Genomic DNA, 12,803 nt, shown 5'->3' with positions numbered 1-12,803 from the left:
TTTGAATCCCGCCTTCGCGGATGATCAGAATGCGCAAAAAAAGTCACCAGCGGAAAATCAGCCGAATCCTGTGCAACCCAAGCCCAGTGCTACTATTCCGCCAGAGCCGGTCAAATTTGAAACAATGACCATTGAAGCGAGCTCTACATCGGCTGACCCTATCCAAAAGCTGGAGAGCCGGGAATTACGCATTCGCACAGGTGAAACGCTCGGTAAAACACTGGAGCGTGAATTGGGAGTCAGCAATCTGTCCTATGGGCCGGGTGTGGGTCAACCGGTCATTCGTGGCATGAGCGGCCCGCGCGTCAGAATCATGCAAAATGGGATAGGCGCACATGATCTTTCCGCTTTAAGTCCCGATCTTGCGGTCGCTTTTGAAACCATGCTGGCGGACAGCATTACGGTGCTAAGAGGACCTGCCACGCTGCGCTATGGCGGCAATGCAATTGGCGGTATGGTTGATATTAAGCATCAACGCATACCGGAAAAGGTTCCGCTGAAAGGCGTTGCTGGCCGGATGGATTTCCGTTACGACCATAACTCCGCCGATAAGGCCGGGATGTTCGCACTGGATGTGGGCAAGGGAATGTTTGCGATTCATGTCGACTATTTTCAGCGCTCTTCCAATAACACACACATTCCGGGAACTGCTTTAGACGAAGCAGCAATCCGGCAACAATTCCAAGTTGATCCGAGTAGCAATAGCAAGAACGTCATCCAAAATAGCCATTCCAGCAGTCAGGGCGGCTCGGCCGGCATATCGATGATCGGTAAACATGGCCATTTGGGCGGAAGTTATCATGAGATGACCAGAAATTATGGAATTCCACCCGGCGTTCCAGGTCACACCGAAGCGGGCAGAGTGCAGCAAGAAGCCATCCGGATTGATATGTCACAACGCCGTTATGATTTAGATGGGCTGTGGAAAACCTATTGGCCAGCATTACCCAGAATCAAGGCAAAACTGAGCTACGTTGATTACAATCATAAGGATTATGATAAAAGTGTGACCGATAGAAGTTCATCGCTGACCCAGTTTAAGAATTCAGTATGGGAGTCGCGCTTAGAAATGAATCATCAGCGCGGAGGCTGGCTCGATGGCACATTTGGCATGCAATGGCAGAATCGCAATTTTGCCGCGGCAGGAATCGAAACATTCACCCCGGCCGCCACTATTGATTCCTTAGGATTCTTCATCACTGAAACGGTCTTTATTACCGATCGTCTCAATCTTGAAATGGGCGCACGTATCGAAAATCAAACCACCACGCCGAAGAGTGATCAAATTAAATTAGCGGGCATTTCGGGTGCATTGCCCTTGCCCAATGAATTGAATTATCTGACTTACTCGCTGGCGGCGAGCTTGAATTACGAAATCCTGCCGCAAACTTCATTGTATTTGAGTTGGCAGCGAGCGCAGCGGGCGCCCGATGTGCAAGAATTATTTGCAGCAGGGCCGCATTTCGCTACCCGCAGTTATGAAATCGGCCGCCTTAATCTCAGCGCTGAGCAAACCAATCACTACGAATTAGGTTTACGCTATACCGGCAGGCATGTTTCCTTTCATACCAATGGTTATTACAAATCGATACAAGACTTTATCTATCTGGAAAACCAAGGTTTCTTCTTTAATTTCGCACCTGATCCACCGCGTTTCCAACTGACTTGCGCGAACTTAAGAAATTGTTTGCCGGTTTTCGGGTATCAGGCTAATACCGCAAACTTTGCCGGTTACGAAGCTGAGATTACCGCTCATCCGCGCTTGGGCATACCCGTCCAACCCCGTTTAACGCTATTTTCTGATTATGTGCGGGGCTGGTTTCAGAACGATGCCTTTGGCGATGTGCCAAGACTTCCGCCCTTGCGATTCGGTGGTGAAATAGGAGTCCAATGGACACAATGGCGCAGCGGGCTACGTTATACCCATGCGCTGGAACAAAACAGGCCCGGAATTCTGGAAACCGAAACACCAAGCTACCATCGGCTGGACTTGGATTTATCCTACGATTGGAAGATGTCCGATCATAGAAAAATCCTGTTCTTCGCTAAGCTATCGAATATGACGAACATGACCATCAGGAATTCGACTTCCTTTTTGCGGAATTTTGCGCCTGAGCCGGGTTTTAGCGCGCAAGTTGGCATGAGTGCCACATTTTAGCCATGTTCAATCGCACTGAACGCAAGATTAATCAACTTTACTGACACTGAGATATGCCTAATCTATTTAGAAACGTAATCAAAAATTCTCTTCCTGCACTGGGTGCTAATTCACGCCATGTAATCTCTAGCATCTTGCTGGGACTGTATTTATCGCATCCGCTGACGCTGAATGCCGGTGAATTGCATCAGCATATCGAGGTTAAAGTTGTGGCTGAACGTGTACAAGCCAGCTTTTGTAACCCAGAAAAAGGATGCAGCTTGGTGAAGCCGGAAACCCTCGGTTTACCCGCCGGGCAGATGCCGATTGACCAACTGACCGGCACCCCGATTTATGTATCGGAGTTCAGCATCTTCCCCGACCGTACCGCGATTGATAGTCCAGGCTTCGAGAGCATTGCTGGCGATATGACGGCCGGAGACCGGGTGCGCTACCGTGCCAGCGGACACTTGAGTTATTGGAGTACCGATAAGCGCCAATGGACACTAGCGCCGGAAGGAATACAAATCCGCTTGGCTGGTGGTTTGGATTTGCAGCCGAATCAAGATTGCGGCCAGGTATTCTGTCTTCCCAAAACTGTCGAAGGATTTACGCTATTTAACCGGCACGGCGTAAGCAGCGCAACATCACTCATTGTCGGTGAAGTGCGTGCCAATGGCTCCTTACACACGCATCTCGACTGGATTGTTGAGTCAGACCGGGGTGCTTCGAATGCGCCTGCGGGTGCTTACATGGTTGAATTACAGTTGGTCACCGAGTCTTACCCTGTACCTTCCGACTCGCTGTGGATCATGTTCAATAACGGTTTGCCATTAGCGGATTTTCAACAAGCCGTGGCGGGACGTGTGCTGCAACCGAATACCGATACCGCGCTAGCCGATAAATTATTTAATTGGGCCGAATCCAATTATCCCGCTCTGTTTCCACACACAACGGCATCAATCATAGCGCTTGGATATTACGCGCGCTGTTATCGAAACAACGTTTGTGTCGGTATAAAAGATAATCATATCTTTGCGGTGGGTGGTGAATTTGGCGCCAATATTGTTACGTTAGGTGAATTTAACGTACTCGTTGCCCAAGCCGGTCTTTAATCTTTCGATATTTCAATTTCGCAATGCAATCATTATCGCGAAACAATATTGGCTATCTGGGATCACAACAGCGGGCTATTACCTTACCAGGATTGTTGTGTGTACTGATAATACATGCGGGCCTGTTTTATTTTTTGTGGAATCAGCGCCTGACGCCACCGCCTGAGCAAATGGTGGCATTATTTGCCGATCTCATTACGTTGCCGCCCCCGGTCAGCGTGACGGAACCTCCGGTTGCCAAGCCTCAGCCTGTCAAAAAAAACGCAGTAGTCAAGCCAAAACAAGAGCGTCTTGCCGCGAAAGCACCGGTAACGTCCAAGCAGGATGTGTCTGTCGAGCCGTCACCGGCGCCTCCGGCAGCAGAACAAACTAAAGCCGCTGCCCCCGTGGTTGCGCCGCCTGCACCAATGCAAACTGGCCCCGTTGCGCTATCTGCGGAATTGTCCGTTTCCTGCTCAAAATTGACGGCGCCAGTTTACCCCGCGATTTCCCGCCGCATGGGTGAGGAAGGTAAGGTGGAGCTGCGTGTGGAGCTGGATGAAAACGGGCGCGTCGACACAATCAGTATCATCAATAGCAGCGGCTATCAGCGGCTTGATGCAGCGGCATTGGCCGCGGTGAAAAGCTGGCAATGCAATCCATCGCTGCGCAATGGCCAGCCCGTTCGGGCAGTCGCCTTACAACCTTTTAATTTTGTATTGCAAGGAAATGAATAAATGGAAACAGGACTTGGTTTTTCTCACTTTCTCGCGCAAATTGATGAAGTCGGTATCAGTGTGCTGGCGCTACTGGTATTACTCTCAATAGCGAGCTGGTATCTGATTATCACAAAAAGTATCGCCAACTATATGGCCAAGCGCCGCGCCGAAGCATTTATTAAACATTTCTGGAGCTTTGATTCTCTCCAGGCAGTCAGTACCGAGTTTAAAAAGAACGACCCGGATAATCTCCCCAATAATGCTTTCGCAGCGATTGCCAGGCTGGGAATCGATGCCGCGGCTGATTCCAAAATTCACAGTTCGCATAAATTAGCGGCAGCAGGCGGCACCAGTGAATTCCTGACGCGCACTTTGCGTAATGGCATCGATCAGGAAGCTACCCGGGTTGAGAATGGGCTCACGCTGATTGCAACAGCAGGTTCGGCAGCGCCTTATATCGGTTTGTTTGGTACAGTTTGGGGAATCTATCATGCCTTGATTCAGATCGGGCTTTCGGGGCAGGGCACATTGGATAAAGTGGCCGGCCCTGTCGGAGAAGCGCTGATCATGACAGCACTGGGATTGGCGGTGGCTATCCCCGCAGTGCTTGCCTATAACGCCTTTGTGCGCCGGAATCGCATTTGGCTGGCGCGCCTGGAAGCTTTTGCGCATGATCTTTTTATCCTGATTACAGTCGGGGATGGCGATGAAAAAAATTCTCCGGCGCAATCCTCCGCCACATCCGTTGTTGCAGAAACACTGGATACAGCCTATGAAAGGAGGCGGCAATAATGGCGTTCGGTAGTATGCATGATAGCGGCCGTCAAGCGCCGATGGCGGAAATCAATGTGGTGCCATTGGTCGATGTCATGCTGGTATTGTTGATCATTTTTATTATCACAGCACCGTTGCTGACACATTCCGTCAAAATTGATTTACCAAAGGCCGAAAGCACGCCCAATATCACCCAGCCCGAGCACGTTGAACTGGCCATCCGGGCAGAAGGGAGTTTCTTTTGGAATGGCGAGCCGGTGGCATTGGAGCAATTGGCGCCTCGCTTTGGCGAAACAGCCGCTCAAGCGCCCAATACTGAGTTGCATATCCGTGCGGACAAACTGGCGCATTATGAGCATGTCGCACGGATAATGAGCATTGCCGCCAAGGCTGGTATGACCCGCATCGGATTCATTACAGATCCTTCGGAAAAATAACGGCTGCTGATTTTCAGCTCAGTTTACCGGTTATCAATGACGGCAAACCCTACAAGGCTGGATGTGATTGACTCAATTAAAACATCGAGATCGGCCGGGTGACCGTTTTCAATGACCGGCGGCATGCAGAAAATGCGTGTAGTAGCGTACCGTAATGCTCGGTGCGGGTTTCATCGTCAGGTAAGGTCGGGTTGCTTCGTTGTTTTCTTGCCGGGTTTCCGGGTTGCGGCGGCGGGCAGCAGGCTGGTGATCGTTTGGTAGCGCTCGAACAAAAACGCCACGCGTTCGGCTTCGGAAACGAATGATTTTTTGCCGTATGCGGCGTCGACGGCGCGGTCCAGCCGCTGATGCGCGCGCACCAGCTCCGGCGGCATCGCCAGCGGGTCGTACAAATCGGCCAGCGTGGCATTGGGGAACAACGCGCGGGCGTTGAGCACAGCCCGTGCTGCGGTTTCGATGGTTCGGCGCTGGGTATCGCTGGGTTCCGGCCACGGGAAATTGTTGTAGACGATCCCAACGGAATAGCGATAATCGCTTTTCAAGCGCCCGCATACGGTGCGCATCCAGGCGTTGTGCATCGTGGAAGTGAGGACACCGAAGTGGTAGAGGGTGGCATTGGGAATCATATTATTCAGATCTGTGCTGATAGTATGACTATCGAAAAATCCTATTGGTACAAATAATCTGCGCTCAGATGAAACACGTGGAACTAGAATATAGTTGCTTTCAGGTTGGCGATTTTCGACAAACAAGGTCGCTGTTGCAGCATGTTGCCGGGTTTGCGCTTTTGTACTTTTAAGTCGAAAAATTCGTACAGCTTCAACTCGTTTCATTACTTCAGGCATGCCCCGTAACTCATTGGGAGCAATGTTAATCAACCACAGGCACCAACGTGTTTTTCCATTGATAAACTCCTCTGCACCAAGTAGAGGCTGTAGCCATTTTTCTGCTTGAGGTTCTTTACTTAACAATTCAATTTTTTCTTCTGGTGATAACAGAAGATTGCCTCCATCAACTGGCTTATTGCCATAAAGCATTTCAGGTACATTGCAAATTGGATGGGTGCGGTTTTCCAGAACCGCATCGGTAGCATCCACTAAATAGGGATTGATGTTTTTGGCCGCTACGGCATGCGGTTCACCTTGAATGTCGGCGTACTCAAAAATGGTTTTCTGCGCTGCTTCTTGCAAGCCAAAACCAATGATGACGCAATGCACCGCCGCTTTGCCGCTGGCTTCGCTTGTCCATTGAAAGGTGCGGTGGGCGAAATGCAGATGCACGCCACGGCGCAATAAATCCGGCCACAATACGCCGGTCTGTTCGCCTTGCGTGATCGAGTTGGTCGACACGAATGCCACCCGGATCGCCGGATGAGCAGCGATATAATCGGTAGCTTTGCGGTACCAGCAACTGACGTAATCAAGCAATCCGGCATTCTTGGTATCGTGAAAAATCGCGGCGACATCGGCGCGTTGCTCGTCGTTTAAATAGGTTTTGCCAATGAACGGCGGATTCCCCATCACGTAATGGCATTGCTCCGCAGGAATCACTGCATTCCAATCCAGTCGCAGCGCGTTGCCGTGCACGATATGCGCGGATTTGGTCAGCGGCAGGCGGGTGAAGTTTTGGCCGAATTCTTCCGACACTTGCGCATTCATCTGGTGGTCGGTGAGCCATAAGGCGACTTGCGCGATTTGCACCGGGAATTCTTCGATTTCGATGCCGTGGAATTGGTCGACATTAACCCGGACAATATTCGATATATCGAGTACTAACTGCCCGCCCCCATGGAGTGTGCGCAATACCTCCAATTCGAGGCGGCGCAGTTCGCGGTACGCGATCACCAGGAAATTGCCGCAGCCGCACGCCGGGTCTAAAAATCTGAGACCGGCGAGTTTGCTGTGAAAGGCTTGCAGGTTTTGCGTGCGGCCTTTGACAGTCTGGCGGATTTTTTCAAATTCGGCGTGCAGTTCATCGAGAAACAGCGGGCGGATCAGCTTGAGGATGTTTTCCTCGGTGGTGTAATGCGCGCCGAGGTTGCGCCGCGCGTTCGGCGTTTCGTCCATGATGTTCTGGAACAGCGAGCCGAAAATCGCCGGGGAGATGCCGCTCCAGTCGAGCGCGCAGCAAACCAGCAGCGCGGCGCGCATGTCGCGGTCGAAGCTGGCGAACGGCAGGCGCTCTTCAAACAGTTTCCCGTTGACGTACGGAAACCGGGCCAGCGTGTCGTCGAGGTTTTTCAGCCGCGCGTGTTCCGGTGTGTTGAGCACGTCGAACAGTTGTGCCAGTTGCGGCGCCAGGTCGCTGCCGTCTTCGCGCGTTTGCTGACTGATGAATTCGGTGAACTGGGTGCGCTCGAAAATGCCGGTGTCCTCGGCGAACAGGCAAAACAGCAGGCGCACCAGATAGACTTCCAAGTCGCGCGGCTTGGCCTTGCCATAACCGATTTGTTTCAATTGGTCGTGCAGCTTCGCCATGCGCTGCACCGCCTTGGCGTTGACCGGGCTTTCCGGTGAAATTTTTTGCGGCTGGTAACCGGCGATGAACCAGAACAGCTTGACGTTTTTGTACAGTTCCTTGAGCAGAAACTCGGTCTGCGTGCCTTCCACCATGTCGTACAGGCGGAAGCGCGCGAAGTCGCTGACCAGCACGAAACGCGGCAGCTCGTGTTCCTTCAGTCCGGGAAAATAGTCGATGGCTTGCTGATAAGCGCGATCCAGGTCGCGCCCGCGCGATTTGTGCTCGATCAGTAGATTGCCTTTCCACAGCCAGTCGATGTAGCCGTCGCGGTCGCCGAGTTTTTTGACTTTCTGCTCAAAGCTGCCGATGCGCCGCGAGGTGATGCCAAACACATTGAAAAATTCGATCCAGAACGGTTTGGCGTCGGCGTCTTCCGATTCCGCTTTGGCCCATTCGCGGGAAAACGCCAGCGCGCGGTCTTTGATTTCGTTCCAGGCTAGGGCCATGCGGTCTCCGGTTTATTCTTGGGAAGCTCTGAAAAACTACTATGCTCGCTACCTTTTTCAGAGCTTCCTTATTTATTTTGACCCGCCCGATTCTACGTGATCGCGCCGGGAAATTCCAAGATTAGCCTGTGGTATGATTTTCCATCATCAGGGAGAAGAATATGCGTGCTGTATTTTTGGATTTTGGTTCTGTCACCCGCGGCGATATGGATTGCGCGGCGATGGAGCGGGCGATATCGCCGTGGCAGTTTTATCACGATTCCTCCGAGACGGAAGTGGCGGAACGCATTCGCGCCGCTGAGGTGATCGTCAGCAACAAGGTTTATATCAGCCGTGACGCCATTGCAACGGCGCAATCGCTCAAGCTGATTTGCATCGCTGCGACCGGGTACAACAATGTCGACTTGGCGGCGGCAGCCGAATATGGCGTGCCGGTGTGCAATGTGCGCGGCTACGCCACGCCGTCAGTGGTCGAACATGTGTTCATGCTGATGCTGAATCAGGCGCGTCAATTTTCCGGTTATCAGGCGCTGGTGAAGCGCGGCGGCTGGCAGCAGAGCCAGTTTTTCTGTCCGCTCGATTATCCGGTTATGGAATTGTCCGGCAAAACGCTCGGCATCATCGGCCACGGCGAACTCGGGCATGCGGTGGCGCACGTTGCGCAGGCATTCGGTATGCAAGTGCTGATCGCGGATCACAAAGGCAAGCCGCCTCGGGCGGGTAGAACCGCGTTCGACGAGGTGTTGCGGCAGGCGGATTTCATCACCTTGCATTGCCCATTGTCGGCGGAAACGCAGCATTTGATGAGTCAGCGCGAATTGGCCTTGATGAAGCCGACGGCGTATCTGATCAACACCGCGCGTGGCGGACTGGTCAACGAAGCCGATTTGTTATCAAGCTTATCGAACGGACAGATCGCCGGAGCGGCTATCGACGTGATCCAGGGCGAACCGCCTAGTGCGGATAACCGGATTCTGCGCGAATTGCCACCGAATCTGATTGTCACGCCGCACATCGCCTGGGCCAGCCACGAATCGCGGCAGCGGCTGCTGGATCAACTGGCTGGGAATATCGCGCATTTTTTCCAAAATAAACCATTCAATCAGGTTACTGATGCACTAGGGGGTACCCGAAATTAGTACAAAATTGGCACTAAAAGAAATAAAAAGAAGGTAAAATCAGAAAGAAAATTCCTACAAAGAATAGGAATCTTTTGCGAGAAGGGCTCGTTAATGCCATTTGGCAGTTTACTGCCGTAAGCGATTAGAAAGCGAACGTGCAGTTAAACGAACATGCGTTGATAAAGTATCAATGTGGTTTTTATAATTTAAGGAGAAAAATAATGAAATTTATTAAAGGCACTACGCAAGTTGCTGCCGCGCTTGGACTCTCTGTCCTATTGAGCGGCGTCAGCTATGCATCACCAGCTGGCTCAATCACCGTAACCAACCCAGGCCCATTAGGTTCTTTCAGCATCAATACCGCCGCTTTTGACGGCACCAGCGGTCAAATCGAGAAACTCACGTTCAATCTGTCCGGTACACATTGTATCGATGGCGGAAGTTGCATCCTGGGTGAGTCGCTGGTATTCGGTGGTTCGGGCGGCGGATCTTTTGCCTATGATCCGGAAGCCAATGGCACATCGTCATTATTTGGCGCGGTGGGCTCAACGGTATTCGGTTTTGATTTCACCGGTTTCGATCCACTGAATGTATTCGTATTTTCCTGGGATCCGGATGTCGCCAGTAACGGCGGTTACGGTGCAATCGTAGCCGAACTGGCTGGAACCGTGATCACCGCATCGGTTCGTTTTTCTGCTGATGAGGTTCTCACCTACTCAGGCACGATGGGCATTGTTGGACATGACGTTGCCGCTAACCTGGTTCCCGTTCCAGAACCTGAAACCTATGCGATGTTGCTGGCAGGTCTTGGCCTGATCGGTTTTGCTGGCTACCGTCGTAAACAAGCGGCCGCAGTTTAATCGCTTGATCGTAGGATTGTAGTAAATTGTTTTAGAAGAACCGGCGCTGCGGTAAACGCAGTGCCGGTTTTTTTTGGACCATCGCTGACGATATTCGATCGTCACGTTTATCATCATGCAGCGTCCATGCTGTGGTTTGCGTTTACTCCATCGTGTTTTGGTAACATAGCCGAAGCTATTTCATGCATCCGGCTGAAACCGGTGCCTGTGACCATCCCAACACAAGGAGTGATACCCATGCAGCCATGGATTTATCTTGCCGTCGCGATTGTCAGCGAAGTGATCGCGACATCGTTCCTCAAAGCCGCCGAAGGGTTTACCCGTTTGTGGCCATCGTTGATCGTTGTCGCCGGTTATTTGCTGGCTTTTTATTTGCTATCGTTGACGCTGAAAACCATTCCGGTCGGTGTGGCGTACGCGATCTGGTCGGGCGTTGGCATCGTATTGATCGCCCTGAGCGGCTGGCTTTTTCTGGGGCAATCGCTGGATACACCCGCGCTGATCGGTTTGGTTCTGATCATCGCGGGCGTGGCCGTGATCAATGTGTTTTCCCGCAGCGTGGTGCATTGAAACCGCCGTCAGGATTTGCGCAAGTCGGTTAGAAACCGGTCGAGAATCTCTTTCTTGGCATGGGGCATGATCACGACATGCGCACAGGGCGTCCGTTCTCCGTCAATATCAAGTTGCATGGTCGCTAACGAGTAATGATCGACGATGGCTTTACTCGGGGTGATGAAGTAAATCGTATTCGAACGGTCATTGGCGCGCACCGGCCGCAGGTAACTATAGTGATTGTTCATTTCTTTCAGTAAATAAGCGGTGTTATCCAGCATTGCTTTGGCATCGGCAGCTTGCCGGGCAAACGCCGATTCCGAACTGAAAAAGTAAAATTCGGCCGGTTTGACGGCATCGCGCGAACAGCTGATCGTGCCGGGTACTTGCTGGATGTATTCCGGGTCGTGAATTTCGCTGAACGGGGTGCGGAACGCTTCAAAGTTCGTGCGCGTGGTGATGAACAATCCGGCGGGCGAGGGGAAGCCAAAAAATTTGTGACAGGAAACGGCGATGGAATCGTAGCGTTTCAGTCCTGCTTTGGAAACCGGATGGCTGACGTTGTGCCGCAAGTCAGCGGCAAACGCGGTGTGCGGCAAATAGCCGCCGAATAACGCGGCGTCCAAATGCAGATAAGCGGTGCGGTGTTTTAGCTTGGCTTGAATAGCATCAACCGGATCAATCGCGCCTTTAAACGTGGTGCCGATGGTTGCGACCACCAAGGCGGGGTGGTTGGGATTGGCGTTCAACTGCCGTTCCAGATCATTGGCGTCCATGCTGCCGTCGGGCCGCGTGCCTACCACCACCCAGTCGAGATGCAAGAGATCGCGCAGAATCTGAATCGAATAGTGCGCTTCGCGCGTGAAATAAATTTTCGGCGTGACGCCGGTGCGGCTTTTAAGAATCGTACGGCCCATATACAGCCCGTGCATATTGCTGTCGGTGCCGCTGTTGGTAAGGAATCCCCAGATATTATCCGGTGCGAAGCCATACACTGCGCCGAAACGATCGATCAATTCCTTTTCAAACGGATGGCAATTAAACGGGATATGGCTATGGTCGTAAGGATTGCCGACATTGTTGAAAGCGAATTGATTGAAACCCACGGCCGCGAGTTCATTGCGCCAGGCGAAAAACTCATCCGGCGGAGTGGTCATATTGATGGGATAGCCGAGCAACCGGCTGCGTTGTTGCGACAGGTTCCGCATGGCTTTCAATGCAGCCGAACCATTTTGTTGCGGAACTCGCGTCAGCGGTTGTGTTGCGAGAACCTGAGGTGAGCATGCAGCCATACAGGCTGTTGCGCCGGATATGCTCAAAAATTGGCGCCGGTTCATTAGCATGATGACCTCCTGTTAAGTACGATCATTAGATACTGTGCTGAACGTAAGGTTTCTTCCCTATTTTGCAAGATGGGAGAGGCGTTGCGGTGAATGATCTTGAATAGAACAGGGAAGACCGCTATCTTAGCGGTTCCCTTTTGCTGATAATAATGGTGATCATGAATAAAGCCTTTACCAAGGAAAACGAAGACGACGACGAACCGGACGATACGCCGAAGTTGCCGCAGGGCTTGAAAAACTACATTACCCCGGCGGGCCATCAGCGGCTGAAGGATGAATTCGATCAGTTGTGGAAAGTGGAACGGCCGGAATTGGTTAAAACGATTACCTGGGCGGCTTCCAATGGTGATCGATCGGAAAATGGCGATTATATCTACGGCAAGCGTCGGCTGCGCGAAATCGACCGGCGCTTGCGGTTTTTATCCAAGCGCCTGGATAACGCCGAAGTGGTCGACCCCGCGCAACGCGGCGAATGCGATCAAGTGTTTTTCGGCGCTACCGTGACCATTTGCAATAGCCAAGGCGAGGAAAACACCTACAGCATCGTCGGCATGGACGAAGCCGATCCCGGGCGCGGCCGTATCAGCTGGATTTCCCCGCTCGCCAAAGCGCTGCTCAAGGCGCATGAAGGCGACGTGGTGAAGCTGCATACGCCGGGTGGATTGGAAGAACTGGAGGTGGTGGAAATTCGTTACGAAGCGTTGTGAGATTCAATTCCTTATCAGCAATTTATCCGGATAAGCAGTTTGTGCTGAATAGTAGTAACTCCGTGATTTTTCGCACAGAACAATATTAATCAT

The 12,803-nt window shown here is 52.0% G+C and carries 11 protein-coding genes; 9 read left to right on the top strand and 2 right to left on the bottom strand.

The window, feature by feature from the left end:
• Window position 1: 1 nt before the first annotated feature.
• From R2083_RS12505 to R2083_RS12485, 5 genes are read left to right on the top strand one after another with little or no spacing between them, the layout of a single operon-like run.
• A complete protein-coding gene (locus R2083_RS12505; RefSeq protein ID WP_317538655.1) occupies window positions 2–2,158 on the top strand; it encodes a TonB-dependent receptor in 2,157 nt (718 codons plus the stop codon).
• Window positions 2,159–2,211: 53 nt separating this feature from the next.
• Complete coding sequence (locus tag R2083_RS12500; RefSeq protein ID WP_317531576.1) at window positions 2,212–3,252, top strand: hypothetical protein; 1,041 nt, start codon at window positions 2,212–2,214, stop codon at window positions 3,250–3,252.
• A 23-nt stretch (window positions 3,253–3,275) separates the two neighbouring features.
• Window positions 3,276–3,968: an energy transducer TonB gene (locus R2083_RS12495; protein WP_317531575.1), complete on the top strand. Its 693-nt coding sequence runs from the start codon at window positions 3,276–3,278 to the stop codon at window positions 3,966–3,968.
• A complete protein-coding gene (locus R2083_RS12490; RefSeq protein ID WP_317531574.1) occupies window positions 3,969–4,742 on the top strand; it encodes a MotA/TolQ/ExbB proton channel family protein in 774 nt (257 codons plus the stop codon). It abuts the gene before it with no gap.
• A complete protein-coding gene (locus tag R2083_RS12485) occupies window positions 4,742–5,161 on the top strand; it encodes a biopolymer transporter ExbD (protein WP_317531573.1) in 420 nt (139 codons plus the stop codon). Before R2083_RS12490 ends, R2083_RS12485 begins: the two co-directional genes overlap by 1 nt.
• Before the next feature lie 176 nt (window positions 5,162–5,337).
• Here the strand turns inward: R2083_RS12485 and R2083_RS12480 are convergent, their stop codons facing one another.
• On the bottom strand, window positions 5,338–8,127 hold the full coding sequence (locus R2083_RS12480) for a DNA methyltransferase (RefSeq protein WP_317531572.1): 2,790 nt from the start codon (window positions 8,125–8,127) through the stop codon (window positions 5,338–5,340).
• A 161-nt stretch (window positions 8,128–8,288) separates the two neighbouring features.
• On the opposite strand from R2083_RS12480, the gene R2083_RS12475 reads away from it, so the two are divergent.
• The 3 genes from R2083_RS12475 to R2083_RS12465 all read left to right on the top strand — a co-directional run bounded on the left by R2083_RS12475 (window position 8,289) and on the right by R2083_RS12465 (window position 10,678).
• A complete protein-coding gene (locus R2083_RS12475; protein ID WP_317531571.1) occupies window positions 8,289–9,266 on the top strand; it encodes a 2-hydroxyacid dehydrogenase in 978 nt (325 codons plus the stop codon).
• A gap of 203 nt (window positions 9,267–9,469) precedes the next feature.
• Window positions 9,470–10,108, top strand: a complete 639-nt coding sequence (locus R2083_RS12470) for a PEP-CTERM sorting domain-containing protein (RefSeq protein WP_317538654.1) — start codon at window positions 9,470–9,472, stop codon at window positions 10,106–10,108.
• Between the two features lie 237 nt (window positions 10,109–10,345).
• Complete coding sequence (locus R2083_RS12465; RefSeq protein ID WP_317532091.1) at window positions 10,346–10,678, top strand: SMR family transporter; 333 nt, start codon at window positions 10,346–10,348, stop codon at window positions 10,676–10,678.
• Between the two features lie 8 nt (window positions 10,679–10,686).
• Here the strand turns inward: R2083_RS12465 and R2083_RS12460 are convergent, their stop codons facing one another.
• A complete protein-coding gene (locus R2083_RS12460) occupies window positions 10,687–12,003 on the bottom strand; it encodes a pyridoxal-dependent decarboxylase (RefSeq protein ID WP_317538653.1) in 1,317 nt (438 codons plus the stop codon).
• Window positions 12,004–12,161: 158 nt separating this feature from the next.
• Here R2083_RS12460 and greB point away from each other — a divergent pair, with 158 nt between their 5' ends.
• Window positions 12,162–12,710: a transcription elongation factor GreB gene (greB, locus tag R2083_RS12455; RefSeq protein WP_317531568.1), complete on the top strand. Its 549-nt coding sequence runs from the start codon at window positions 12,162–12,164 to the stop codon at window positions 12,708–12,710.
• Window positions 12,711–12,803 lie beyond the last annotated feature (93 nt).

Origin of the sequence: Nitrosomonas sp. Is35 (assembly GCF_033063295.1) — a bacterium.
Classification (GTDB): domain Bacteria; phylum Pseudomonadota; class Gammaproteobacteria; order Burkholderiales; family Nitrosomonadaceae; genus Nitrosomonas.
Note: the sequence above shows the minus strand (reverse complement) of the source record. Positions and strands in the feature narration are given on the sequence as shown.

What these genes read in the sequence shown, in the direction of transcription:
- R2083_RS12500 (WP_317531576.1), top strand. Translation starts at nt 2,212, where the DNA reads ATGCCTAATCTATTTAGAAACGTAATCAAAAATTCTCTTCCTGCACTG.
- R2083_RS12495 (WP_317531575.1), top strand. Translation starts at nt 3,276, where the DNA reads ATGCAATCATTATCGCGAAACAATATTGGCTATCTGGGATCACAACAG.
- R2083_RS12490 (WP_317531574.1), top strand. Translation starts at nt 3,969, where the DNA reads ATGGAAACAGGACTTGGTTTTTCTCACTTTCTCGCGCAAATTGATGAA.
- R2083_RS12485 (WP_317531573.1), top strand. Translation starts at nt 4,742, where the DNA reads ATGGCGTTCGGTAGTATGCATGATAGCGGCCGTCAAGCGCCGATGGCG.
- R2083_RS12480 (WP_317531572.1), bottom strand. Translation starts at nt 8,127, where the DNA reads ATGGCCCTAGCCTGGAACGAAATCAAAGACCGCGCGCTGGCGTTTTCC.
- R2083_RS12475 (WP_317531571.1), top strand. Translation starts at nt 8,289, where the DNA reads ATGCGTGCTGTATTTTTGGATTTTGGTTCTGTCACCCGCGGCGATATG.
- R2083_RS12470 (WP_317538654.1), top strand. Translation starts at nt 9,470, where the DNA reads ATGAAATTTATTAAAGGCACTACGCAAGTTGCTGCCGCGCTTGGACTC.
- R2083_RS12465 (WP_317532091.1), top strand. Translation starts at nt 10,346, where the DNA reads ATGCAGCCATGGATTTATCTTGCCGTCGCGATTGTCAGCGAAGTGATC.
- R2083_RS12460 (WP_317538653.1), bottom strand. Translation starts at nt 12,003, where the DNA reads ATGCTAATGAACCGGCGCCAATTTTTGAGCATATCCGGCGCAACAGCC.
- greB (WP_317531568.1), top strand. Translation starts at nt 12,162, where the DNA reads ATGAATAAAGCCTTTACCAAGGAAAACGAAGACGACGACGAACCGGAC.